28 protein-coding genes are annotated in these 21,740 nt (G+C 57.0%); 13 read left to right on the top strand and 15 right to left on the bottom strand.

Annotation, left to right across the window (positions count from 1 at the left end):
• Positions 1-30: 30 nt before the first annotated feature.
• The 4 genes from C9383_RS19775 to C9383_RS19760 are packed head-to-tail and all read right to left on the bottom strand — an operon-like array spanning position 31 to position 2,744.
• Positions 31-642, bottom strand: coding sequence for a hypothetical protein (locus tag C9383_RS19775; protein WP_090368661.1), 612 nt, complete (start codon positions 640-642; stop codon positions 31-33).
• On the bottom strand, positions 642-1,910 hold the full coding sequence (locus C9383_RS19770; protein WP_090368664.1) for a sialidase family protein: 1,269 nt from the start codon (positions 1,908-1,910) through the stop codon (positions 642-644). The genes C9383_RS19775 and C9383_RS19770 overlap by 1 nt, the downstream gene beginning before the upstream one ends.
• 20 nt (positions 1,911-1,930) lie before the next feature.
• Positions 1,931-2,476 (bottom strand): cytochrome b/b6 domain-containing protein, encoded by a 546-nt coding sequence (locus C9383_RS19765; RefSeq protein ID WP_090368666.1) that lies wholly within the window; start codon positions 2,474-2,476, stop codon positions 1,931-1,933.
• A gap of 1 nt (position 2,477) precedes the next feature.
• The gene (locus tag C9383_RS19760; RefSeq protein WP_015885790.1) at positions 2,478-2,744 is read right to left on the bottom strand and encodes a PepSY domain-containing protein; all 267 of its coding nucleotides are present in this window, start codon (positions 2,742-2,744) and stop codon (positions 2,478-2,480) included.
• Between the two features lie 147 nt (positions 2,745-2,891).
• On the opposite strand from C9383_RS19760, the gene C9383_RS19755 reads away from it, so the two are divergent.
• Both C9383_RS19755 and C9383_RS19750 read left to right on the top strand, forming a co-directional pair.
• Positions 2,892-3,554 carry a response regulator gene (locus tag C9383_RS19755; protein WP_060754342.1) on the top strand — a complete coding sequence of 221 codons (663 nt, stop codon included), beginning with the start codon at positions 2,892-2,894 and terminating at the stop codon, positions 3,552-3,554.
• Positions 3,551-4,903 carry a sensor histidine kinase gene (locus C9383_RS19750; protein ID WP_090368668.1) on the top strand — a complete coding sequence of 451 codons (1,353 nt, stop codon included), beginning with the start codon at positions 3,551-3,553 and terminating at the stop codon, positions 4,901-4,903. Before C9383_RS19755 ends, C9383_RS19750 begins: the two co-directional genes overlap by 4 nt.
• A 237-nt stretch (positions 4,904-5,140) precedes the next feature.
• Here C9383_RS19750 and C9383_RS19745 read toward each other — a convergent pair whose 3' ends face one another.
• The 4 genes from C9383_RS19745 to C9383_RS19730 are packed head-to-tail and all read right to left on the bottom strand — an operon-like array spanning position 5,141 to position 7,476.
• Entirely contained in the window at positions 5,141-5,380 is a 240-nt protein-coding gene (locus tag C9383_RS19745) for a colicin E3-like toxin immunity protein (protein ID WP_060754340.1), read from the bottom strand.
• Between the two features lie 22 nt (positions 5,381-5,402).
• On the bottom strand, positions 5,403-6,032 hold the full coding sequence (locus C9383_RS19740; protein ID WP_060754339.1) for a DUF3916 domain-containing protein: 630 nt from the start codon (positions 6,030-6,032) through the stop codon (positions 5,403-5,405).
• Between the two features lie 24 nt (positions 6,033-6,056).
• Positions 6,057-6,314 carry a colicin E3-like toxin immunity protein gene (locus C9383_RS19735; RefSeq protein ID WP_090368671.1) on the bottom strand — a complete coding sequence of 86 codons (258 nt, stop codon included), beginning with the start codon at positions 6,312-6,314 and terminating at the stop codon, positions 6,057-6,059.
• A gap of 7 nt (positions 6,315-6,321) precedes the next feature.
• Positions 6,322-7,476, bottom strand: coding sequence for an S-type pyocin domain-containing protein (locus tag C9383_RS19730; protein WP_090368673.1), 1,155 nt, complete (start codon positions 7,474-7,476; stop codon positions 6,322-6,324).
• Positions 7,477-7,669: 193 nt separating this feature from the next.
• Between C9383_RS19730 and C9383_RS19725 the strand changes: the two genes are divergently transcribed.
• Positions 7,670-8,128, top strand: a complete 459-nt coding sequence (locus C9383_RS19725; protein ID WP_090368675.1) for a helix-turn-helix domain-containing protein — start codon at positions 7,670-7,672, stop codon at positions 8,126-8,128.
• A 427-nt stretch (positions 8,129-8,555) separates the two neighbouring features.
• Here C9383_RS19725 and C9383_RS28045 read toward each other — a convergent pair whose 3' ends face one another.
• Positions 8,556-9,521, bottom strand: a complete 966-nt coding sequence (locus C9383_RS28045; RefSeq protein ID WP_143038191.1) for an HNH endonuclease signature motif containing protein — start codon at positions 9,519-9,521, stop codon at positions 8,556-8,558.
• A gap of 483 nt (positions 9,522-10,004) precedes the next feature.
• Here C9383_RS28045 and C9383_RS19715 point away from each other — a divergent pair, with 483 nt between their 5' ends.
• A complete protein-coding gene (locus C9383_RS19715; RefSeq protein WP_090368679.1) occupies positions 10,005-10,298 on the top strand; it encodes a DUF3077 domain-containing protein in 294 nt (97 codons plus the stop codon).
• A 136-nt stretch (positions 10,299-10,434) separates the two neighbouring features.
• Here the strand turns inward: C9383_RS19715 and C9383_RS19710 are convergent, their stop codons facing one another.
• Entirely contained in the window at positions 10,435-10,806 is a 372-nt protein-coding gene (locus tag C9383_RS19710) for a PH domain-containing protein (protein WP_090368681.1), read from the bottom strand.
• A gap of 167 nt (positions 10,807-10,973) precedes the next feature.
• On the opposite strand from C9383_RS19710, the gene C9383_RS19705 reads away from it, so the two are divergent.
• Complete coding sequence (locus tag C9383_RS19705; protein ID WP_060754338.1) at positions 10,974-11,609, top strand: LysE family translocator; 636 nt, start codon at positions 10,974-10,976, stop codon at positions 11,607-11,609.
• Positions 11,610-11,617: 8 nt separating this feature from the next.
• Here C9383_RS19705 and C9383_RS19700 read toward each other — a convergent pair whose 3' ends face one another.
• A complete protein-coding gene (locus C9383_RS19700; RefSeq protein WP_060754337.1) occupies positions 11,618-12,310 on the bottom strand; it encodes an NBR1-Ig-like domain-containing protein in 693 nt (230 codons plus the stop codon).
• 228 nt (positions 12,311-12,538) lie between these two features.
• On the opposite strand from C9383_RS19700, the gene C9383_RS19695 reads away from it, so the two are divergent.
• Both C9383_RS19695 and C9383_RS19690 read left to right on the top strand, forming a co-directional pair.
• Positions 12,539-13,345, top strand: a complete 807-nt coding sequence (locus C9383_RS19695; protein ID WP_090368683.1) for a 2OG-Fe(II) oxygenase family protein — start codon at positions 12,539-12,541, stop codon at positions 13,343-13,345.
• A 24-nt stretch (positions 13,346-13,369) separates the two neighbouring features.
• Entirely contained in the window at positions 13,370-14,017 is a 648-nt protein-coding gene (locus C9383_RS19690; RefSeq protein WP_090368685.1) for a LysE/ArgO family amino acid transporter, read from the top strand.
• On the opposite strand, the gene C9383_RS19685 is transcribed toward C9383_RS19690, so the two are convergent.
• The 3 genes from C9383_RS19685 to C9383_RS19675 form a co-directional block, all read right to left on the bottom strand.
• Positions 13,979-14,308: a hypothetical protein gene (locus tag C9383_RS19685; protein WP_060754334.1), complete on the bottom strand. Its 330-nt coding sequence runs from the start codon at positions 14,306-14,308 to the stop codon at positions 13,979-13,981. The two genes, C9383_RS19690 and C9383_RS19685, sit on opposite strands and share 39 nt — an antisense overlap.
• Before the next feature lie 188 nt (positions 14,309-14,496).
• Positions 14,497-14,877 (bottom strand): cupin domain-containing protein, encoded by a 381-nt coding sequence (locus C9383_RS19680; RefSeq protein WP_090368687.1) that lies wholly within the window; start codon positions 14,875-14,877, stop codon positions 14,497-14,499.
• Positions 14,878-14,990: 113 nt separating this feature from the next.
• A complete protein-coding gene (locus tag C9383_RS19675) occupies positions 14,991-15,791 on the bottom strand; it encodes an AraC family transcriptional regulator (RefSeq protein ID WP_060754332.1) in 801 nt (266 codons plus the stop codon).
• Between the two features lie 143 nt (positions 15,792-15,934).
• Here C9383_RS19675 and C9383_RS19670 point away from each other — a divergent pair, with 143 nt between their 5' ends.
• From C9383_RS19670 to C9383_RS19655, 4 genes are read left to right on the top strand one after another with little or no spacing between them, the layout of a single operon-like run.
• Positions 15,935-16,123, top strand: coding sequence for a DUF1656 domain-containing protein (locus C9383_RS19670; protein ID WP_060754331.1), 189 nt, complete (start codon positions 15,935-15,937; stop codon positions 16,121-16,123).
• 11 nt (positions 16,124-16,134) lie between these two features.
• A complete protein-coding gene (locus C9383_RS19665) occupies positions 16,135-17,037 on the top strand; it encodes an efflux RND transporter periplasmic adaptor subunit (RefSeq protein WP_090368689.1) in 903 nt (300 codons plus the stop codon).
• The gene (locus C9383_RS19660; protein WP_090368691.1) at positions 17,037-19,094 is read left to right on the top strand and encodes an FUSC family protein; all 2,058 of its coding nucleotides are present in this window, start codon (positions 17,037-17,039) and stop codon (positions 19,092-19,094) included. Before C9383_RS19665 ends, C9383_RS19660 begins: the two co-directional genes overlap by 1 nt.
• Positions 19,091-19,285: a hypothetical protein gene (locus C9383_RS19655; protein ID WP_090368693.1), complete on the top strand. Its 195-nt coding sequence runs from the start codon at positions 19,091-19,093 to the stop codon at positions 19,283-19,285. The genes C9383_RS19660 and C9383_RS19655 overlap by 4 nt, the downstream gene beginning before the upstream one ends.
• Positions 19,286-19,553: 268 nt before the next feature.
• Here C9383_RS19655 and C9383_RS19650 read toward each other — a convergent pair whose 3' ends face one another.
• Positions 19,554-20,150 carry a YkgJ family cysteine cluster protein gene (locus tag C9383_RS19650; protein WP_090368695.1) on the bottom strand — a complete coding sequence of 199 codons (597 nt, stop codon included), beginning with the start codon at positions 20,148-20,150 and terminating at the stop codon, positions 19,554-19,556.
• A gap of 583 nt (positions 20,151-20,733) precedes the next feature.
• Between C9383_RS19650 and C9383_RS28455 the strand changes: the two genes are divergently transcribed.
• Both C9383_RS28455 and C9383_RS19645 read left to right on the top strand, forming a co-directional pair.
• Positions 20,734-21,036, top strand: coding sequence for a transposase (locus C9383_RS28455; RefSeq protein WP_014717988.1), 303 nt, complete (start codon positions 20,734-20,736; stop codon positions 21,034-21,036).
• On the top strand, positions 21,033-21,740 hold a 708-nt coding region (locus tag C9383_RS19645), incomplete at its 3' end, for an IS3 family transposase (protein WP_346254068.1). The genes C9383_RS28455 and C9383_RS19645, both read left to right, overlap by 4 nt.

Below are 21,740 nucleotides of genomic sequence, written 5' to 3'. Positions count from 1 at the left end.
TCCTCATTTTTTGAATCGATGCAGCGTGTATCAGCCAAAGCGGCTCTGGCCGTGCCGACGCCATCGCGAGCAAGCCCGCTCCCACAGTTTGAGTTGCGATAAGCCTGCGACCAGGCAGTAACCCGCCAACAGCGGATCGACCAGATAATCCCAGTAGTTCTCCGAAGCCTTGAGCCGCAAGGCGAACGCCAGGGTGCCCAGCGCCAGCATCCAGACGCATAGGGCATTGCGCAGCCACACCAGTAACAACGCGGCAGCTGCCACCATCACGATCATCGGGCGCGGGTTGAAACCCCAACGGTAAGGGTCGACATACGTCAGCCCCAGCGTGGCCGGATACAGCAGCAGGCTCAGCCCACCGAACAGCATCAGCAGTTGCAGTTGATGCCTGGGCTCAAGCGGTTGCCGCAGCCCCAAACGGCAGAGCGCGACCCACGCCAGCAACACCAGGGTGCTGATGGCCAAGTCATCGGTGAAGCTGCGCACGTAGGCGGCCAGCGGCAGTTCATGCACGGGAATGAAGCTGAGCCCTGCCCACATCGGCAGCAACCATGGCCGCCATCGCCGGGTGGATCCCAGCGTGCTGGAGAGCACAAAGCCCAGCAGCACAAAACTCAAATGGGCTTGCCACAACGACATCATCACAGACGCTCCGCGAGCCAGGCTTCGTTGAAGCTGACGTGTTTGATAAAGGTGTTATTCCAGGAGTACACCAGGTGGTACATGCCGTCCGGGCTGCGGCTGAAGTAGGGGTATTCATATTCGAATTCACAGCCACGCGGCTTGCACACGCGGTAGTCCAGGTTGCTCAGGAAACGTTGTGCCAGCGGCAGGCGCCGGGCCCCGCTGGAGGCGCGAAAGCCTTCGCCGATGATCTCTTTGTACACCTCGGGGGCGAACGGTTGGCCCTGCGGGTCAGGCGACTGGTCCAACTCGATCACGCTGCGCCACTGGCTGAGACGGGCGTCGGTGCCGTAGAGGCTGAGTTTGAAGCGACCGTCTTGCAGGTCGTTGAGGGCCACCAGCAGGCCCTCGTGCTGGGTGGCGACGGCCGCCAGCGACGAATTGGGGTTGGCGGGGGCCAGTGGGTAGGGTTCGCTCCAGGTTTGCCCGGCATCTTCGGTGCGGCTGGCGAGGACCCGGTGGTGGGTGTCACCGGCATAACGCAGCATCGCCACGGCGCGCTGGCCATCCTGCGGCACGATGGTCGGTTGCAGGGAATGCTTGCCGCGACTGATACGGAATTTATCGATCACCGCACCGTCGGCGCTCAGGTACAAGTACTCGGCAAACTTGCCCATGAACTCGTGGTAAACCGGCAGGCCGATGGAGCCGTCGGCATGAAACACCGGCGCGGCACGCACCAGCGTGCTGATGTTGAAGAAGGGCGAGGTCACCAGTTGGCGAGGCGCCGACCAGTTCGCGCCCAGATCCTGCGAGACCATCACGTTGATCGCGCTGGTGGCCCAACCACCGACCGACACCGACACATAAAACATCCACAGGCGTTGATCCGGACCCAGCGCGATCACCGGGTTGCCCAACTTGCGAATGTAGCGCTGGGTGCCATCGCGGGTGCTTTCACGCGTGGCCAACACCTGCTCGGCGCCCCATTCGCCGCTACGCGCATCAAACCGCGCAGTGCGCACCTGCACATCGGCGGCGCCTTCGCGAGAGCCGGCAAACCACACCGCCATCAGATCACCGCCGGGCAGGGCTGTCACGGAGGAGGAGTGCACAAAATCGGTGAGCTGCGAGGACACAAAACGGCTGGTGTAGTGCGGCGTCGTGGCGGCTGGTGTATCGCTCGGGCCGGCTTGGGCAAATGGTGCCAGGGTATGCGGCGGATGGCTTTGCCAGGCAGCGAAAAATACCGCGAGCAGGCTGCAGATGATTAAGGCGGAGCGCATAGAGAACCTGTCGGAAAAGATTACTGCGCACGTTCATCCGGCAAGCGCTTCCTGCGGCCGGTGAGCATGGATAACGGCAGGTTGTCCTTCACCTGGATACTTTCAAATACGGCGGCCAGCACATGCACGCACACCAGCGCCAGCAGCACATTGGCGGCGCTCGCGTGGACTTGCAGCGGCCAGTCGGCGCCCCATAGCGCGTCCACTTCCTGCATCAGGAAACCGCTGACACCCAGTGTCAGCAATGCCGACAGCATCAACACCATCACCAGCGCACCCAGCGGCGAATGGCCCAAGCGATGTTGCGGGTTGCGGTTGAGCAGGGAGCGCACGTGGGCGTTCAGGCGTTTTGGCGTGGGCCAGAAGTCTGCCCAGCGTGCGCTGCGCGGCCCGACGAACCCCCACACGGTGCGCACCAGCAGCCAGGCCATGGCGTAGTAGCCCAGCCAGACATGCCAGGTATCGCCCGCCTCATTCAGGCCGTAGTTGGCGATGAAGACCCCGGCGATCGACAGATGAAACAGCCTGACCAGCGGGTCCCACAGACGCAGGGAGTCGCCCGGCATATCAGCCCTTGATCTCAGTCTTCACGGCTTTGCCGGTGACCGGGTCGTGATAGATCTCGACCTTGCGCTTGTCCTTGTCGAAGCCGTAGATCTCGTAGCAATTGCCGTCGGTGACTTTGAATTTGCTGATCGTGTAGCCCTCGGCTTTGAGCTTGTCCTGGAAGGCTTTTTCGTCTTGCCACTGTGAACGCTCGGCGGTGGTGCACTGCGGGCCGGCGACGGCCAGGGGGCTGGCGAGAATCAGGGACAGCAGGAGAATTTTGCGCATGGAAAAGCTCTCAGCAAATGTGGGAGGTTTCACAGTGCAAAACCAACCTTAGCGCAAGCTTAGTTGGCAATGCGCCGTAACATCTTTGCCGAAATAGACAGGGCCAGAACCCGGCATGATGCGGCCGTTTCCTACAGAGATTTCGCTATGCGCCTACTCCTCGTCGAAGATGATCGTGCCCTCGGCCAGGGCATTCGCGTGGCGTTGGGCGCCGAAGGCTACACCCTCGATTGGCTGCACGATGGCCTCGCGGCCCTGCATGCCCTGCGCACGGAGAGCTTCGACCTGCTGCTGCTCGACCTCGGCTTGCCGCGCCTCGATGGTCTCGACCTGTTGCAGCAATTGCGCGCCGCGCAGCACGATATCCCGGTGCTGATCCTCACCGCCCGCGACGGCACCGCCGAGCGCATCGCCGGGCTGGATGCCGGCGCGGATGACTACCTGATCAAACCCTTCGATGTCGAAGAACTCAAAGCCCGCGTGCGCGCTCTGTTGCGCCGCAGTCAGGGGCGTGCGCAACCGATGCTCGAGCACGCGGGCATCAGCCTCGACCCGGCGACCCAGCAGGTGCGCTACCAGGACGCCGACATCATCGTCACCCCGATGGAATACCAACTGCTGCACCAACTGATGGTGCGCCCCGGCAAGGTAGTGACCCGCGAGCGCCTGTCCCGTGCGCTGTATGGCTGGCAGGATCGGGTCGAGAGCAATACCTTGGAAGTGTTGATCCATAACCTGCGCAAAAAGTTATCCACCGAGCTGATCCGCACCGTGCGCGGCGTTGGCTATGTACTGGCGCTCAAACCATGACCTCGCTGCGCGCGCGCATCCTCGTCCCTGTATTGCTGCTGATCCTGGCGGGTGACGCCCTGATCAGCTGGTTGGTGCTGCGTGACAGCCACCACGAAATCGAAGAAGTCTACGACGCGCAACTCGCCCAGAGTGCGCGCCTGCTGCAAGGCGTGTTGCGCCAGCGTGACCCCGGCGAAGCGGATTGGGACCGGCTGTACCAGGCGTTTGACCAGGCCATGAGCCGAGTGGGCGAGGATGGCGCCGCCCACCCCTATGAAACCCGCCTGACGTTCCAGGTCTGGAACAGCTCGGGTGAATTGCTCGTGCGCTCCGCCGAAGCCCCCGTGCTGGCGGCGCCGCCCGCGACCCTCGGTTCCCACGACCTGATGGACAACGGCAACGACTGGTGCGCCTTCCTCCTGGCCGACCCGCAGCAGGGCCTGTTGATCTGGGTGGGCGAGCGCGATGACATCCGCCAGGACCTGATCCAGCGCATTGTGCGCCATACCCTCTGGCCCACGCTGATCGGCGTACCGCTGCTGGCGCTGTTGATCTGGCTGGTGATCGGCTGGGGCTTCAAACCGTTGCGCCGCATGGCCCTGTCCATCCGTGGGCGAACCGCCGAGACCTTGCAACCCTTACACCTCAAGCCCTTGCCTGGCGACCTGGAGCCCATGCAAACCGCGCTCAACCGCCTGTTGGTCCAGGTGGATGAACTGCTGGACCGTGAGCGCCGTTTCATCGCCGACGCCGCCCACGAACTGCGCACGCCGCTGGCGATCTTGCGCATTCATGCCCAGAACGCGCAGAGCGCCGTCACGGAAGAACAGCGGCGCGAGGCATTGGAATTCCTGGTCAACGGCGTCGACCGCGCCACCCGTATCGGCAGCCAACTGCTGACCATGGCACGCATCGAACCGCAACTGAACAACCCCGTATGTGAACGGGTGCAACTGACCGAACTGGTGCGCGAAGAGCTGGCCGAGTTGACCCCGCTCGCCCTGGAAAAAGGCGTGGACCTGGTGCTCGAAGGCAATGAGGCTTGCTGGGTCGCCACCGAGCCGGTAGCGCTGGCCATTGCGTTCCAGAACCTGGTCACCAACGCCCTCAACTTCTCCCCGGCGGGCAGCGAAGTGAAAGTCGTGATCGGCAGCCATTGCCTGAGCGTGAAAGACCAGGGCCCGGGGATTGACGAGGCGCAGATGGAGCGCCTGTTCGAGCGGTTTTACAGCCGAGGCAATGCCAATGGCGCGGGGTTGGGGTTGGCGATTGTGCAGATGATCGTCGGCAAGATCGGCTGCCGCTTGGCGCTGCATAACCGCGAGCGGGGCGGGTTGTGTGCGCGGTTGGTATTTGAGAACACCTGAAGCGGCCGCACCTCCGATCCCCTGTGGGAGCTGTCGAGCCCCAGCGAGGCTGCGATGGGATCACCTCGGTATGCCTGGCAGGCCCCGATGCTCGTATCGCTGTCCTTCATGGAGTGTGCAACTGGCGTTTGATATTAAGAGTCCAGTGAGCGCTAGAAGGCGGGCTTTTGCGGTGTGGGTTTCATTGCATCAAGACACCTTCTTGGGTTGCTTTGGCGGCGGTGGCCAAGCGCCTTGTTAGCGGAAAGAGATTTGGTAGTCGAGTCGGTCGGGTTCAATCATGTGCTGGAAATGCGGCTGAATAATCATTATCCAGCTAGGCAGAACGTTGAATACGTCGGCATATATCGCGGTTTCTTCGGCTAGATCCAACGCTTCAAAGACACTGTCTGGATCTGCAATTTCCGCTGAGTACTCATCCGCCTTCAAGTCATTGCTGTGCTTTTCGTACCAACGCAATCTGATTTTCATCGTCATTTGGAAAGCTCTCTGCCGCTAATTACGCCAGTTTGAACGGAGCGAACAAATGCGGATGCTGCGCTTGGAAGGATCTGAAGGTTTGATACTTCCAGCGCTCTGCGCCAGGGTCTTCATCGGTCGTGCTGATTTCGCCGAAGTACCAATGCTCTGACTCGAAAACCTCTGCGTTTTCGTTCTCGTGGGTAAAGTGAAAGCCAACTTCGTGGAGCCCTGGCGGAACGACCAATCCCCATTCGCGGGCAAGGCTTCGGTCCGTGATGCGGGTTTGACGGAAGTACTCGTAATCGAAGGGTTGGGTGTGCCCGAGATAGCGGGCTTTATCGGTGTAGACACAGACTCGGCTTGAGAACATGTCCGGGACCATGATGCAGGCGACGATCCAGCACTCAGGGTCATCGTCTGACCGTGCTTCGATCAAGTGGCCTGCAACCTTGATCAACTGTTGAGCGCAATGCGTCAGAATCTCCGGCGTGGTTTGATGACCTTCAACAAGGTTTTCGATAACGGGAATTTTCAGGTCCACGTAGTCGGGGGGCGACGGTAAGGGGTCGTAAAAGCAGCCTTCGTAGCCGTCTGCCCAGCGCGTCAGGGCTCTGAGGTGCCGGGGGATGTTGCGAAGTTTTTTGTTTGTCAGTGACAGCCTGCGCATGAAGCTGAATTCTCCAGATGTGTGCTATTCGTTCGCATCTTCGTAATCAAAGGCGATGAAGTAGTCGCTCTCTGACAGGGCAATTTCATGAGCGAAGTGAGCCTGTATCACTGCTAGCCACTCCCTGCGTAGTTCAAACATGCCGTTATTGACGTCCTCGGTTGCCGACAGACCCAGCTTGGAAATCACGGAGAAGTCATCTCCCAAATCCGCTGAGTCCTGCGTTCCGCGCAGCAACTCTGTGGTTCTGTCGAACCATTCCAATCTCACTTTCAGTCCCATGTAGCCCTCATAGGTATTTTTTGATGTTTCGTTTTTTCTTCGGCCCTTTTAGCTGCTCGCCGGTTACGTGGCTGAATGCACCTAGATGACTCCCATCACTTGCTAGATAAACTTCCAACTCCCCATGTTGAGAGTCCCATTCATAGATTCTCCGGCCCTTTTCCTCAATCCAACGCTCTCTCAACCCGGCACCTCCCTGTCTGGGAGTCATAGGTTTTGCTTTGATCAGGTTTTCGAAGCCAGTTATTTGTTCAGTATTAGGTGCCTTGTGGTACTTGTGATCCCCAGCCTTGACACTGACCACCACATACAGCGGCCGAACCCCCGACTCAACCGGGAATACCAGAATAAAATCCCGATACTCCGGCGGGTAAATCGGGTTCACCAGAATCTGCGCCGCCTTCTCCGTCGGCGGGTAAATCCAGATCACCGGCGCCTGCGGCGCAGCCTCCAGGGCGGGAATACCCAGCGTGTCACCTGGGTCAACGGCGGGCGTCCAGATCAGCTCCACGCCTTCATTCAGGTCTGCCACAAACTGGTCGCCACGGGTTTGGAACTGCACCACATCGATCATCTGCCAATCGGCATTATTGCCCGTGTAAAACCCATACCCCTTGAGCGTGCCGTCCTCGCGTTGTTCTATGTGCAAGCGCATCTGCGAACGCGCCCGTTGCATCGAGCGCAATTGCTCCTCGCTGTAGAGGGCGCTGTCACCCAGCTCCGACGGCCAAGCCAGCGCCACCAACCCTGTCAACAAGCCTCCAGCGACAGACCCGACGGCAGTGGCCGCCGACTCCAGAACCGCCGAACGCAATGCCAACTCTCCCAAGCCTGCAGGCAGTGCGTTGCCGCCGATCTTGCGCAAGGCAACCGCCCCTCGGCCATCCACCTCACGCCCACCCAGCAGGCTTAAATGGGCGTACTCCTTGATCAGCTCCAACGGGATGTAACCGGTGGGGTTGAAGTAGTGGGTGACACCGTCAGGCAGTTGGCAGGGCTTGATGAAAACGCAGCCGGGAGGCTTGGCTAGCGTGGGGGGCGGGGCAGGGGGCTGCTCGAAAAAATCAACAGCCGGCGAGTACGGCACACGCGATGGCTGCGGGATCAGGATCCGATGTTTGAGTAGCTGTTCTTCGGTGGGTGGGTAAAAGCGCTCTGACATGACCGGCTCACTTCCTTGTGCGAGGGAGTGAGCCTAAGAGGGGGGCTCAGAGGCTGATGTCGGCTTAATTCGGTGGTTGGTGTGGGAAAAGTGGACTGATGCTTGAGCGGGTGTCTCTGTTCCGAATACTTCGATTATCGTTTGCTGCGTTTGCGTTGAATCCCACCGAATTGCATAACGCCGGAGCTGCATCATGATTACCCACACGATCATTCCGCTGGAAAAAGAAGTCGAAGCGGCTGTGCAAGACCTGCGCGAAGTGGCCTCGCTCCTGTCGACCGGATTTCAAACCCAGCGCATCGATATCTTTGACAAAGAAGACAAACCTCACACCCTCATACTCCCAACTTCAGCGCTGCATCTGCTTGTCGATATCCTAGGCGAATTGGCTAGCGGGAATGCCGTGAAGGTAGTCTCGGCGAATGCCGAATGGACCGCGAGGGAAGCCGCCGGCCTGCTTGGTGTTTCACGCCAGTATCTGGTTGAGATTCTGGAAGAAGGTGCTATTCCTTTTACAAAAAGGGGGAGCCATCGGCGGATTCGACTTTCGGATTTGATAGCGTTCAAGCAGCAGCGAGGTAAGAAAAGCCAAGAAGCAATTGAGGAGCTAGTGCGGCAGGCCCGGGAGTTGGGACTGGGGTATGACGAATGAGGTGTTCGAGCTTTATTTAGATATACGTCGCTGATGCCCTTGCCCTACGGAATTTCGAGGTAAGTCGATATCTGCCGAGCGCGCTAAACCTGTCTTGTTCAAAACGGATGAAATCGAAATATATAAATTTAGATGGAGTCATACTTCTCGTTGTGTTTTTTATATTCTCGGGCGAGGTGGTGTTAAGTGGTATGTATTAATTGTTGTTCGTGGTAGGTTTTTCTGTGGATTTTATAATGGTCCAAAAATTTCGAGTGAACTTTTTTGAAAGCTGAAATTGATAGGTGTGGGTTGAGTTTTATATGAGGTGCCAGTGCTGGTAGGAATGACTGGTTTTGTTTTTTATATTTGCTGGCTTGCAATCTTAATTATGTTGGTTTCTATCGATGTGACTAGTATATAAACGGGCGTGAGCCCGTTTCATTGGTTAGCGTTTTAATCTGTTGGTTTTCATTGCGTACGGAGTATCATAGGCGCTCGTGACAAAACCAGCACCCATTGCTAGAGGTGTAGCCCTAATTACTAAGACACCATCCTCAGTGTCGACGTTCTTTACGATAATTAATGCTGCTATGAACCGGTGGCCGACAAACGAGTCGTATAAAGCGGAGGATCCAAACATATGGCGAGTATTAGCTGAAAATCTAATTTCTATATTTTTGGCTTTTGCATAAATTACTCGATCCTCTTCGTTTTCTACTGTATCCCCTCGCTGGAAACGAAATCCGCGCATGCAGAAGCATATAGTGCCAGGAGCTATTAAATCTTTGATTTCAGTTTTCGACCATATGGCGCCCAACTCAATAGGATTACTTGCCTCTATCAAATCGTCGATGGCTTCGCAGTACATATGATGGAGTCGGTGCGCTTCGTCGTATTCAAGGCGGTCATAAATGGTAGTTAGAAAGCGGCTCTCCTTTTTTTTCTTAAGAATGGGTATCCCAATTTTGTCTGTGACGCCAGTTGCTATCAAGATTGAATGTAATGTCTCATCAAATTTTATTCCATGAGCCTTCATTATTTGCGGGAGACGTTGGTGGTTTATATAAGTCCATACTGCTTGGTTTAAATTTGCTTGAGAGGTCATTGCATGGGAAGCTCTCTTTGATACTTCATCTTCCCATTTTTTTTTGGTATCTCTTAAACGTTCTGGTGTTAGGTTTTTAGAAAGCTTATGGATTGTGTGAGCTTCATCGTGGCAGTTAGCGCATATGACGACCAAATTTTCTTCGTTATTGTTTGAAGGGTCTTCATCAATGTGATGGATTTCGACTGGTCTTTTAGGGACTCTACATACGCAGCATGTTCGCGCTGATTTATAAAGAAGTATGTTTTCTATTTTTTTTGAGAATGGCTTTCTGGTTTTTTTTGCGAATGTCTCTTGAACAGTCATTGGCAGAGTCCTTTTTATGCCGGGCGTGGCTTAATGCTATCAGTGGCTGAGGGGGAAGCGCTACACTTATGCGGAGGGACGTATGAAAATCTTCGCTTATTGGTGTTTCATTGGATGCAAAGTTGACGATCAATGAGTGCTCTCGAGTGGCATTGATAATGTGAACCACAAAAATGAGCTACCAATGGTGTGTCTGGTTGCATGACTTTTCCTCCGTCCTAATAATCAGCGGCCGGACAGGATAATGCGAAAAACGATAGACCTTTTTGTGCCCTTACGTCTGTGCCATTGCGGCTATGCGTGAGAAACCTGCGGTGCTGTCTGGCTCCTACCGTCCCGGTTTCTCAGTCCGAAGCATAGCTGCCACCCATTGCATGAGAAGCGAATATGGCAGCTCTCCTACACTAGGGGCTCAAGCGACGAGCGCTTCTAATAGGTCGCATTCTCGCAGTACTGTCATTTTTACTTCCACCCAATCCATAGGTGCCCAATGATCACCTATTCCTCAACAAAAACCTCGGTATCGTCGGTTTCTCAAAATGCTGCAAACGGCCCAACCTCCACTGGCTATTCCTCGTCAATACCGGCGGGCTTATCCGCGATGCCTTGGAGCATGTTTCTCAGCTATCGCACTGTTCCAAAATGCATCGCATTGGACGCAGACATGGACACGGGGCGGATCGTTTTGCCTGGACGGCGCATTATCTGGGCGAGATGGCGAAGGCGGTGGTGGATGGTTTGGCGAATGGGGTGACGGAGGAAGTGGTTGCTGTGTAAGTCTGTGGTTTGATGGTGTGGGGGGAGGGCGTCATCGGGAGCAAGCCCCCTCCCACATTTTGAACCGTAACATCTGATGAATCGTGTAGGCAGTAAAAAAGACCTTGGCGCGCCAAGGTCTTTTTTTGAGCGCTGATCAGTCCAGCAGATGCCTGGAAATCAACCGCGAGATTTCCACAATCGACGTCTTCCCGGTGAACTCAAACCTCACCTTCCCCAACGACGAAAAGTAAATTTCCAACTCCGAATCCAGATCAAACGTCCCGGACGTTTCCACCGAATACGCCACGATGTTTTTATACGGCAGCGACGTGAAGTCCTTCTTGCTGCCGGTAATGCCCTGCACATTTACCGCGATGATGCGTTTGCTGGTGAACACCACCCCATCACGCATGGCCTTGTAGGCGTCGATCACTTCCTCGCCGTCCAGCAGCAGGGCCGAGACGCGCTCGGCGTACTCGTTGTTTTGCTTGAGCTTGAAGAAGCCTTTGTTGTTGAAGTCGATCATGTGCCTGTCCTTGTGTAAGTACTGCAATAAGCGCTCGCGCCTGTATGACGTTTTGCTCGCAGATCTGTATCTAACAGCCTGCTTTTGGACGCCCTAACATGGTGGCCAACACCGCATCGCAGGCCAAGCATTTCACGCCGGCCGAATAACACTCCAGGAGCCCAACAATGCCTGAAATGTCCAACTGGCTGGCCTATGCGCTGATCTCACTCGGTATGGTGCTCACGCCCGGTCCGAATATGATTTACCTCATTTCTCGCTCGATCTGCCAGGGCCGCACCGCCGGGTTGATTTCCCTGGGCGGCGTGGCGTTGGGTTTTCTGGTTTATATGGTGTGCGCGGCGTTGGGGATCACGGCACTGGTCATGGCGGTGCCGTTTGCTTATGACGCGCTGCGTTTCGGCGGTGCGTTGTATCTGGCTTATATGGCCTGGCAAGCGGTCAGGCCCGGTGGGCGCTCGCCGTTCCAGGTGCGCGACTTGCCCCAGGACAGCCCGCGCAAGCTGTTCACCATGGGCCTGGTGACCAACCTGTTGAACCCCAAGGTGGCGGTGATGTATCTGTCGCTGCTGCCGCAGTTCATCGACCCGAACGGCCACGGCAGTGTGCTGATGCAATCACTGGTGCTGGGCTTTACGCAAATCATGATCAGCGTGAGCGTCAACGCCGTGATTGCCACCATGGCGGGTTCCATCGCGGTGTTTTTCGTCACCCGGCCGGGATGGCAGGTGGTGCAGCGCTGGATGATGGGCTCGGTGTTGATGGGGCTGGCCGTGCGGATGGCGGCGGAAGGGCGGCGGTAGGTCGCAGGTCAGCGCGCCATGACGTTGACGATCACATGCAGGATGAACGCCGGACCATAGCAGGGCTTCCCCTGTTCATCTTCGATCCGCCAGATGGACGTGACCGTGCAGGTCTCCTTGGGCGCGGCGAACTCCACGGTGAGGTGCACCGGCTGCCCGGGGAGTGTCTCGGCGATGGGGATTTCGTTGTTCAGGCTGCGCAGGTGTGTGTCCATCACCACTTCCAATGGCGTACCCGTGGCGGTGCGCCGAGCGATGACGTATTCGCCGTCCACTCGTACCAATCGCCGGTCGCGCCAGGGGCGGGTGCCGAGGTTCTGGATTTCCCAGGTTTTCTGAAAGATCTCGCCGGGCAGCACCACGGCTTGGTCGGGTGTGCTGACGTCTGCATTGAAGACGGCGATATCGCTGGGGTCGTGCAGGCCGATGGCGCGGTTGGTGCTCGCCATTGAATAAGTATCGACGGGCGCGCCTGCCAGGTCGGCGAAGTAACGGAACAGCATCAGCGGTGACACCCTGAGCGCTTTGGCGAGTTTGATCAGGGTGCGTACCGAGGGATCCTGAGAGGCGCCGCCGGCCAAGCCATACAGATAGGTTCGGGAAATGCCCGCTTCCTTGGCCAATATCGTCATTGATTTACCCAACTCTCGGCTGCGCCGTACAACGAGAGATCGAAGGGTATCGCGCGTTCGTATGCTCATATTCGATTGCTAGTCCCTAGCCCTTGGAAAGGCCGTCACGTTGTTCGCCAAAAAAGACAACCTGATCGCCATGGCGGGTAGTGCGCAATGCACACTTACGGCCTGCTGGCGTTGGGAAGGACATGGATGGGTCCCTTTTTGGTTCGTTATATCCAGTGTCGTGGTTTCTCGCATGCTTGCGAACCTAGTGTTTGTTGCATTCCTTTACATCTATCTTTGGATATAGCGATGACTCAAATAAAAACATGCTGCGCTTCCATTGCTCGATCAGGCTTCGGCACCTTGCAAATACCTGAAGCCATGCTGCAGGACTACAAACAAATCGTTGATGGATATTCAGCAATATCCCAAGCCACCAAAGCATCATTTTCCTTCGGTCAGGATACGGATGGCTTTTTTCCATTCGGTGCTGAGTATTCAAGTGTCGAGGACCATCCTGACCTCTGTGAGCGATTCTGTTATTGGCCTGCACATGCGTCGAAACGCTTAGGTTTTGAATTCACCCGGAGCGGATTTTTTGCGGCTGTGGATGTTTTTGAACGCCAGATCAGTGAGCTGGCTCAAGAGTTGATGGACGGCATCTGCAGTGAGTTTGGAGTGCCGCCACTCGCCCCGTTTCGTGCGGCGTCTTATGTGCAGTTATGTGTTTACACCGCTCAGTCTGCAAACATTGAACGTCGATTTGCCCAGGACCCCCATGAAGATGGTCATATGCTGTCGTTTATCAAGCCCAGCCGTGAAGGGCTTGTCTTGGTGAAGGGGCGCTCGCTTGAACCCGTGCGTCTTTTGGAGAATGAGATTGCTGTGCTGGCGGGGTCTTTATTGACTGAGCTTTCTGATCACGCCATTCCTGCGGCCTATCACGCGGTCCTGGCACCTGAGAGGCCGGTGGCCAGAAGCTCTTTGATTTACTTTGCCAACCCGACCCCGGAGCAGGTGTTAACCAGTTTTTTCCGCAGGCAGCCAATCGACTTGAGTCGTGCCTTAAACGCTCGGCACATGGGTTTCGGTAATCAGCCTATTCAGCTCCTTTAAACTCCTCAAGGGCACGGACACTTCATGGTTCCCTATTTCAATGCTCTCTACCTTGAAGGCCTACTCTTGGGGATCGGTTTGTTCGCTGCCCCCGGCCCCAAAGACACCTTGGTCATCCGCCAAGGTGTCAGCCGTGGTCCTGTCTGGGGCGTGGTCGCAATTTGCGTATTGGCCGATATTCTGCTGATCGCTCTGGGCATCACTGGGTTAGGTTCGCTTTTGCAAAGTCGGCCAGCACTGGTAGTGCTGTTGCTGCTCTGCGGCGCCGCTTACCTACTTTGGTTCGGCGGCCAGCGCCTGTTGGCGTGCCTGCGTGATCAATCCATGCCAAACACCCAGGGCGACCACTCGCAAGGCGGGCTATTGGGCACAGCGGTCGTTCTGGGTTTCGCCAACCCCTACGCGTGGCTTGATACAGTCGTGTTGATCGGCTCGATCGGCGCAGCCAAGCCCACGAACCAACAAGCATTCTTTGCAATGGGCGCCATGACCGCTTCGTTGTTGTGGTTTGTACTCTTGGCGTTGGGATGTCAGCGGTTAACCAAACTATTCCGGGCGCCGGTGGTATGGCGCTGGCTGGATGCAGGGGTGGCGGTGTTGATGGTGTATCTCGCCGCAATGCTGGTCAGCGATTCACTGGATATCTTTCAAGTAATGCTTGAGGGTCATTAGCGGCTCGCGCAGTTCATCCAGCCGATCTACGTTTTGCACATCCGCCGCCAACCGCTGCAATTCACGGCCCATGACCGTGTCGGCACCGCCCAGTGCCTCAAGTGCTTGGTCGACGCACTCCGCTATTTTGGATTGAATAGCGGCCAGGTTCCCCTGCCGCACCAGCAACCCAAATACCTCCCGCTCATACCCGCCCATCGCTGGATCATCCCGCAGAAGCGGGCTGCCGCCGTCCGTCTCGTGCACCAGCTTCAGTGCAAACAGCGCAACTGCTTCCAGCGTCAACTCCATGGTCTTGGTTCCTAGGGCTTTGGGGGAGGGCGATGATCACTGTTCCGCACCGGAAAAAAAAGACCCCAATGCCGCGAACTGCCAGGGTCGCGGCCCCGTAAACCATTGAAGACCTGCATCTGTTCGCTCCGTGCAGACGCAAGGTCAACGGTTTGAGACGGCCGGCGACCTCAAGACAATGCCCGCCCTCAGATCCACAGATCATTCACCGCGGTACGGTCACCGCCTTCATGCCCGGTATTCAAGATACCCCGTGGCTCGATCATCATCAGCTTGGCTTCCCCTTCGGCAGCCGTCCGATGCTCGACGCCACGCGGCACCACATACAACTCGCCAGGCTTCACATACACCGGGCCGTCTGGCAGGTCGATACGCAGCGTGCCTTCCAGCACCAGGAAAGCCTCGTCGGTTTCGGGGTGGGAGTGCCAGATGAATTCGCCTTCGATGCGTACGACTTTGAATTGGTAGTCGTTCATCTCGGCGACGACGCGCGGGCTCCATTGTTGGTCGATGAGGGAGGCTTTTTGGGTGAGGTTTATGGGGAGGGCGGGATGTTGTGGCTGGACCATGACGGGTGCTCCGGTGGGTGAGGGCTGTCAGGTTAGCGAGGGAGGGGGCGGCAGGGCTTGAACGATCCTGCAAGTTGGGAGGGCGGGGGAGATCACGCTAAAGAGCACTCAAATCAATATTTGCGCGCCGCCGTACCTCGCACGTACCGCGCCGGCGGGTTGCCTAGTGTCTTGCGGAACATCGCGATGAACGAGCTCACCGATTCATAACCCAGCGTTTCGGCGGTTTGTTGCACCGATTGTCCTTCTGCCAGGCTCTGCAGTGCGACGATGATCTGCCATTGCTTGCGCCATTGACCGAAGGTCAGACCGGTTTCACCCTTGATCAAGCGTGCCAGCGAGCGTTCGCTCATTGCCACATGTCGTGCCCACTCGGCCACGGTGGCGCGGTTTGAAGGATCTTGCGCCAGGCCACGAGCGATCGCACGTAACTGGTGGGAAGCAGGTAGGGGTAAGTAGAGCTGTTCCGAAGGGGCCTGCTCCAGTTGTTCGAGCAGCACACCGGCCAGACGGGCGGTGGCGCAGTGGCCTTGGTAGTTCTGCACCAGGCCACTCAGGTGGCGAATCAGTTCCAGGATCAGCGACGATAGCGCGAGCGTGCAACAGTGTTCCGGCATAGAGGCGGCGCCCGGCTCCACAAATAGAAAGCATACCTGCCCATTCGCGGTCACCCGGTTGCTGTGGGCGACACCGCCGGGAATCCATACGCCGAACCCGGAGGGCACCATCCACACACCGTCCTCCACGGTGCACACGATACCGCCATGGTACGCCACCACCAGTTGGCCTTTGCGGTGTTTATGCTCGACGGATTCGCTGTCGTTACGTTGGGTTTCCAGCATCAACGCCACGGCAGGTTGTGAGAGCGCGTCAAGTTCAAAATGGTCAACGTGATAGCGATGGATGTCGGCCATGAGAGGTGTCCGAGGGTTGGCTGAATTTGATTATATTTTGGCAGTGTAATCAATATCGGCACGAATGATCGTTGCTTATGCTTTCAACAAGGCCACAGCGAGACGGCCCCTGACGCGACGACCCTCCGACTGCCGGTGCACGCATGCTTAGCGAAGTTTCCATCGCCAATCTCTATGTCCCTCCCTTCTTGATCTACCTGGGCGTATCGACCCTTGCTTACCGACTTCTCGAGCGGGTTTTCCGGCGCTGGCTGGATTGGGCCTGGCACCCGACGCTGGCGCGTTTTTTCGTCTCACTCATCGTCGTTTCGGCCTTGATCGTGAACTGCTGAGGAGGCCATGTATGTCTATCGTCAAGATTTTAAAGACCGCGTTAACCCTGTCGCTCGGCGTACTGGCGCTGCTGTTTTGCATGCAGCTTTGGCGAGCTTACGTCCTGGCACCCTGGACCCGGGATGGACGGGTCAGCGCCCAGGTGATCCGCATCGCGCCGGAGGTATCCGGCCAGGTCGAGCAGTTGCTGGTGGGCGACAACCAATGGGTCAGCGCGGGTGACCTGTTGTACCGCATAGACTCGCGTGCCTACCGCTTGGCGGAGCAGCAACGCACGGCTGAGTTGGCTGAGGCCCGCAGCGTCTTCGAACAACGCAGCGACCAGTTCAAGCGGCGGACACGCCTGGCTGATGCGATTGCCCGTGAAGAGATCGACAACGCGGCGCGGGCAATGGCGGTAGCCAAGGCGCGCCTGGATGTAGCACAAAGCCAGTTAGCCCAGGCCCGGCTCGACCTTGAGCGCACTGTCATCCGCTCCCCGGTGGATGGCTACGTGACCCAGCTTCGCCTGCAACCCGGTGATTATGCGGTGGCCGGCAACACCAACGTTTTTGTGGTCGACAGCCGCAGTTTCTGGGTAACCGGCTATTTCGAAGAGACCAAGCTGCCGGGCATCCACCTGGGGGCGCCGGTTTCGATCAAGTTGATGGGGTTCGCCCCGCTGCTCGACGGGCACGTGGCGAGCATGGGCCGAGGCATCGCCGATGGCAATGAGCTGCGCAGCGACAGCGGCCTGCCGCAGGTGAGTCCAACCTTCAGTTGGATACGGCTGGCGCAACGCGTGCCGGTGCGTATTGAGTTGGACAAAGTGCCCGACGGCGTCGAACTGGCCGCAGGCATGACGGCCAGCGTCGAGGTGATGGAGACCGAACCTCGCTGGCGGCTCACTCGCTGGTTGCAGGCGTTCATGTGATGACCCGTCACCTGATACGACTGATGGGCGCGATCCCCCGCCCCTATACGTCCGCTAGCTTCGGCTACGTGCTGCGCAGTATTACTGCTGCGGGGCTGGCCCTATGGCTCGGCTTCTATTTGCACCTGGATTCGCCGTTCTCTGGCGCATCGACTGTCTTGCTGTTGGTGCACCCCACTCAGGGTGCGGTAGTAGGCAAGGGCTTGAACCGGGCCATTGGTACGCTGGTGGGCATGATCGCCGCCCTAGTGCTGACGGGTTTATTCGCCCAGCAGATGTTGCTGTACATCCTCGGCATCGGCCTATGGTTGGGCCTGTGCGTCGGTGCCATGACCCTGCTGAAACACTACCGGGCCACGGCGGCGGTGGTGGCTGGCTACACCGTCTGCCTGGCGTTGGGGCCCGCGCTCGTCGCGCCTGAGCAAGGGTTTGACCACGTCATCACCCGCGGCACGGCGGTGGTGCTGGGCGTGTTCAGCCTGAGCCTGATCGCCACGTTGTTCAGTCGCAAGACCTCGGAGCAGACAGTCCGCCGTGCCTTGTCCGACGTATGCGCCCGCACTGCCCGGCTGCTGGCGGCGCAGTTCTCGGGTGAACCATCGCCGCAATTGGCTGGGGAGCAACGTCAGCTTGCCATCGACATCGGCAAGGTCGATGACCTGCTCGGAATAGCCTGGGGAGAGTCGTCGCTCATTCGCAGCAGGATGCTGGCGATTCAGGTCGGCCTCGCGCAACTTCAAGCCGCGATTCTGAATGCGCCCCTGAGCAAACCCGAACTGGAAATCCAGCCGGCCCTCGCCGATGCAGGTAGGGCGTTGCAGCATTTAGGCGAAGGCATCGCAAACACATCCTATGGGTTCGCGACGGCGGCGGATCAGGTGGGTCGCATACGTATAGGCCGCGATAGTGACTTGGGCAGTAGCCTAAACCCCAACTCGATGTTGCACAGGGAACGCTCGCAGGAACAACTCGCGGACTTCGCATGCGCCTTGGAAAGTTTTTCAAGCCTCGACCGCAAGGCATACGTAGCTGTGCGCAACGTAGGTTTTCACCGCAATTATCCGGACGCGGCACGCAACGGCCTCCGCGCACTGTTTGCCACGCTGGCCGTCGGCGGGTTCTGGTACCTGACCGCCTGGGACCAGGGCCCGACACTACTGGCTGTGCTGGGGCCGTGTTGCACCTTGCTGGCCGTCGCCGCAGCCCCCATCGACGGCATCTCCGGTTTCATCCGGGGCACGCTCTATGCCCTGCTGGCGGCCGCGGTGTGCAAGTTTCTGCTGTTGCCGCATATCAACGGCTTTCCGCTTCTGTTCATGACGCTTGCCATATTCTGGTCGTTCGGCATTCATGCCACGACTCAACCTCGCCAAACGCTTCAAGGTATCGCCTACCTGATTGCGTTCAATACGCTGGTCAGCACCGGTGGCACCGCCCACTACGACTTCGCCGAATTTGCCAATCAGGCGCTCGCCTGGTTCGCCGCGATGCTCATTTCCTTATTAGCCTTTCAAATCCTGCCCAAGGATGCCAACAAACAGATCCTGGCGCTCAAAGGCGCGTTGCATAAAGAAACGCGTCTGTTGCTTCGCTATGGGCAGCGTATCGATCAGGGTAAATGGCAGGCGAAGCAGCAGCACCGCATGGTGTCCCTGAAGAATCTGCTCGGACCGGACAATCAGCACGACTACCAGGTGGGTTACCTGTCGCTTCAACTGAGCCGTGAACTGGGGCGGCTACAGCGCAAGGCAAGCCGCGTGGACCCCGCATCCCCCATCGCCAAGTGCGCACAAGCAGGAATACGACGGATCTCTCGCTACGCCCATGCCCCGTCAATCGGCGCGGCCCAGGCACGACGAACGTCGAAGTCGATGACGAGGCTCGGCGCCCATCATTTGGCGGCGTGCTATCAGGACCTGGCCTGGTTGTTAGAGCGATACGCGAACACTACCAATCCCAGCGGATCGCCCCGCAATCGCAGCTGGCTTCAGGGGCGCAAGCATGGGGTTCGTGGTGCCCGCATTTGCGTTTCAACCCACGTAGGTGACATGAGATGAGAAAACTGACTTTATGCATGGGGCTTGTATTGATGGTGTCAGTTCCGCTGATCGCGCAGGCCGAAGACGGTGCCGAGGCGTTGGCGCGCTGGCATCAGCAGAATAAGGATGGGGGGGAGCGTGGTCATCGAGGGGAGCATTTGCCGAAGGATGCGAAATTTCAGGGAGGTGGTGACAGCGGTGGTGGGTGATTTGGCGAGTGGGGAGGGATTAGGGGGCGAGCGGCAATTTTGTTGGCCGCGCACTTTTCTACAGGCGAAAAAAAGACCTTGAATTTCAAGGTCTTTTTTTAAGATGGTGCCCGAGGGAGACTCGTGCGTTCTATGTAATTCGTGTTTTGTAGAGGAATTATACGGTTTGGGATACAAGCAGGGATACATGTTTGTGTTTGCTGCTGATATTTTTCAGTAAAGCGATTACACGCTTTATCTCAATCAAGAGAAAGGTACATAGAACCGGTCACCAACCGAAATAGTCACGAATGTCTGCCGATCCATAGCGCTTTTGCTGACTTTGAAGTTCTTTCCCGGCCTTGAGCAGTATTTCTGCGCTCGTCTTAGGATAAATTAATCCTTCGTTCCAATACTTGAAGTCACATAGGCTTGAGCTTTCCAGGATACTGACATGGTTGCGGCAGGCTAAGGGGCGGAATTGATATATTGAACAAGCGCCTCCCTGGAGGAAAGGGCATGGTGTATGTGCGCCCATTGCCTTCGTTGTGATCTGGAGAAGGTCGCTCGCAATTTTCTTATGGTCCGTATTTTTCTGAATGTAATCTGCTTCAATTTCGAAGACGATCACCTGTTCATGGCAGCAGGCGGAGCAGCCTTTATGGCATGGAGTGATATGGCTGACGTGTGAAACATAATCGTCCAAGAGCTCATAAAGCTTTTTCAGCTTTAAGTCTATACGAGCGCTTTCCTTTATGAGGTTTCGTCGACGTTGGTCGTAGGTGGTCAACGTAGCTGCAGGGATTATCTCCCCCATCCCCATCATTTTTTTTTGCGCGTAGGCGGTGGCGGACAGAAAGTCCGTCCGTTCTTGTGCGGTAATCATTTTTCATCCTGAATTAAAGTTTTCTCGCCGCAGTGTATCCGCCGATGATGGCTAAGCGCCAGGTGTCATTCAAGCCGCAGGAAGCGCCGGGGCCCCTGATATTTATCCACGCATACGGGACATAAAACCTGCGGGATCGAGTTAGCGGGAGGTGCCGGAAGTTACTGAAATTTCAATCGTTGAGATTGAAAGGACCTTGAAGGGGAGGGCATCGTTACAGCTTCGGTAAAGGTTGCTGTGTTTGTTGCTGATAGTGAACACCTGCGTGGCGTCAACCATGGTGATGGGTGTCAACCACGTCAACCTGTCAACCAACTTAAAAAATCCAGCCGCTAACACGAACGCGTGGGTTCTATGCCCCGTCTCTATCCGAATGCCCAGGGTCCCCAGCGGCTTTCCGATTCATAGGGCAAATGCACTGGTGAACAGCAGTTCACTAAGCTGGGCACCTTTCCGCTGACACGATCACGCGGGTTTCCTATCCCGTGGCAAACCAACATGCGCAGGGACCCTGAACTGGCCTAATGATTTTGGACACTTCAATCGGGCGCTATGATAGCGCCCAAATCTGAGGTGTTTGGATATGCGTAAATCCTATTCGAGTGAGTTCAAGCTCAAGGCTGCCAGCATGGTGTTGGATGAAGGTCAGCCGGTTACCGAAGTCTGTGCCAGCCTGGATATCGGCCCCACAGCCCTGCGCCGTTGGGTTGATCAAGTGCAAAAAGAGCGCTTGGGCTCGACTCCGGTGGGGGCCAAGGCGATTACCGCTGATCAACGAGAAATCCAGAGGCTCAAAGCTCTGCTCAGAGAGAAAGACCTGGATATCGAAATCCTAAAAAAGGCCAGTGCTCTCCTGCTTTTGGACGCCAAAGATCATTCACGCTGATCGATGAGCTGGACGAGCAGTACGGCGTTAAAAAGTGTTGCCGGGTGTTTGGGGTCAACCGCAGTAGCTTTTACGCCTGGCGCCAGCGCCAAGGCAGAGCAAATCCTGAACGGGACAAGCTCAAAGCCGCGCTGGTCAGGCACCACAAGGCGTCCAGAGAGTCGGCCGGCGCACGTACTTTGTCCAAGGAGCTACAAGCCAAAGGGCATCGTATCGGGCGTTATATGGCTCGCAGTTTGATGCGCGAAGCTGGCATCGCTAGTCGTCAGCGCCGGCGCCATAAGTACAAATCGCCGGGTGTGGAGGCCTTGGTGGCGCCGCACGTGCTCAAGCGAAAATTTGATGTGACGGCGGTTAATCAAGTGTGGTGTGGCGACGTGACATACATCAAGGTCGGCAAGCGATGGATGTACTTCGCCGCCGTTCTGGATCTGTACGCTCGCAGGATCGTAGGCTGGTCGTTCTCGATGATTTCTGATGCCAACCTGACCTGCGAAGCGCTACGCATGGCGGTTGAGCTGCGCGGCCATCCCCAGGATGTGTTGTTTCATTCTGATCAAGGTTGCCAGTACACCAGCCATAAATTCCGAAACGCGCTTGTGAAACATGGGTTTAGGCAAAGTATGAGCCGTAAAGGCGAGTGCTGGGACAATGCCCCGATGGAGCGTTTCTTTGGTAGTTTGAAGTCCGAGTGGGTGCCTGAA

The organism is Pseudomonas palleroniana, assembly GCF_003031675.1.
In the GTDB taxonomy this organism is placed as follows: Bacteria; Pseudomonadota; Gammaproteobacteria; order Pseudomonadales; family Pseudomonadaceae; genus Aquipseudomonas; species Aquipseudomonas palleroniana.
This window is presented reverse-complemented; position numbering and strand designations above follow the sequence as displayed.

Coding starts and splice junctions, on each gene's coding strand:
- C9383_RS19660 (WP_090368691.1), top strand. CDS start 17,037: ATGACCCGTCACCTGATACGACTGATGGGCGCGATCCCCCGCCCCTAT.
- C9383_RS19680 (WP_090368687.1), bottom strand. CDS start 14,877: ATGGTCCAGCCACAACATCCCGCCCTCCCCATAAACCTCACCCAAAAA.
- C9383_RS19705 (WP_060754338.1), top strand. CDS start 10,974: ATGCCTGAAATGTCCAACTGGCTGGCCTATGCGCTGATCTCACTCGGT.
- C9383_RS19685 (WP_060754334.1), bottom strand. CDS start 14,308: ATGGAGTTGACGCTGGAAGCAGTTGCGCTGTTTGCACTGAAGCTGGTG.
- C9383_RS19675 (WP_060754332.1), bottom strand. CDS start 15,791: ATGGCCGACATCCATCGCTATCACGTTGACCATTTTGAACTTGACGCG.
- C9383_RS19730 (WP_090368673.1), bottom strand. CDS start 7,476: ATGTCAGAGCGCTTTTACCCACCCACCGAAGAACAGCTACTCAAACAT.
- C9383_RS19760 (WP_015885790.1), bottom strand. CDS start 2,744: ATGCGCAAAATTCTCCTGCTGTCCCTGATTCTCGCCAGCCCCCTGGCC.
- C9383_RS19690 (WP_090368685.1), top strand. CDS start 13,370: ATGGTTCCCTATTTCAATGCTCTCTACCTTGAAGGCCTACTCTTGGGG.
- C9383_RS19695 (WP_090368683.1), top strand. CDS start 12,539: ATGACTCAAATAAAAACATGCTGCGCTTCCATTGCTCGATCAGGCTTC.
- C9383_RS19710 (WP_090368681.1), bottom strand. CDS start 10,806: ATGATCGACTTCAACAACAAAGGCTTCTTCAAGCTCAAGCAAAACAAC.
- C9383_RS19755 (WP_060754342.1), top strand. CDS start 2,892: ATGCGCCTACTCCTCGTCGAAGATGATCGTGCCCTCGGCCAGGGCATT.
- C9383_RS19745 (WP_060754340.1), bottom strand. CDS start 5,380: ATGACGATGAAAATCAGATTGCGTTGGTACGAAAAGCACAGCAATGAC.
- C9383_RS19735 (WP_090368671.1), bottom strand. CDS start 6,314: ATGGGACTGAAAGTGAGATTGGAATGGTTCGACAGAACCACAGAGTTG.
- C9383_RS19740 (WP_060754339.1), bottom strand. CDS start 6,032: ATGCGCAGGCTGTCACTGACAAACAAAAAACTTCGCAACATCCCCCGG.
- C9383_RS19775 (WP_090368661.1), bottom strand. CDS start 642: ATGATGTCGTTGTGGCAAGCCCATTTGAGTTTTGTGCTGCTGGGCTTT.
- C9383_RS19725 (WP_090368675.1), top strand. CDS start 7,670: ATGATTACCCACACGATCATTCCGCTGGAAAAAGAAGTCGAAGCGGCT.
- C9383_RS19700 (WP_060754337.1), bottom strand. CDS start 12,310: ATGAGCATACGAACGCGCGATACCCTTCGATCTCTCGTTGTACGGCGC.
- C9383_RS19750 (WP_090368668.1), top strand. CDS start 3,551: ATGACCTCGCTGCGCGCGCGCATCCTCGTCCCTGTATTGCTGCTGATC.
- C9383_RS28045 (WP_143038191.1), bottom strand. CDS start 9,521: ATGACTGTTCAAGAGACATTCGCAAAAAAAACCAGAAAGCCATTCTCA.
- C9383_RS28455 (WP_014717988.1), top strand. CDS start 20,734: ATGCGTAAATCCTATTCGAGTGAGTTCAAGCTCAAGGCTGCCAGCATG.
- C9383_RS19665 (WP_090368689.1), top strand. CDS start 16,135: ATGTCTATCGTCAAGATTTTAAAGACCGCGTTAACCCTGTCGCTCGGC.
- C9383_RS19650 (WP_090368695.1), bottom strand. CDS start 20,150: ATGATTACCGCACAAGAACGGACGGACTTTCTGTCCGCCACCGCCTAC.
- C9383_RS19765 (WP_090368666.1), bottom strand. CDS start 2,476: ATGCCGGGCGACTCCCTGCGTCTGTGGGACCCGCTGGTCAGGCTGTTT.
- C9383_RS19655 (WP_090368693.1), top strand. CDS start 19,091: ATGAGAAAACTGACTTTATGCATGGGGCTTGTATTGATGGTGTCAGTT.
- C9383_RS19670 (WP_060754331.1), top strand. CDS start 15,935: ATGCTTAGCGAAGTTTCCATCGCCAATCTCTATGTCCCTCCCTTCTTG.
- C9383_RS19770 (WP_090368664.1), bottom strand. CDS start 1,910: ATGCGCTCCGCCTTAATCATCTGCAGCCTGCTCGCGGTATTTTTCGCT.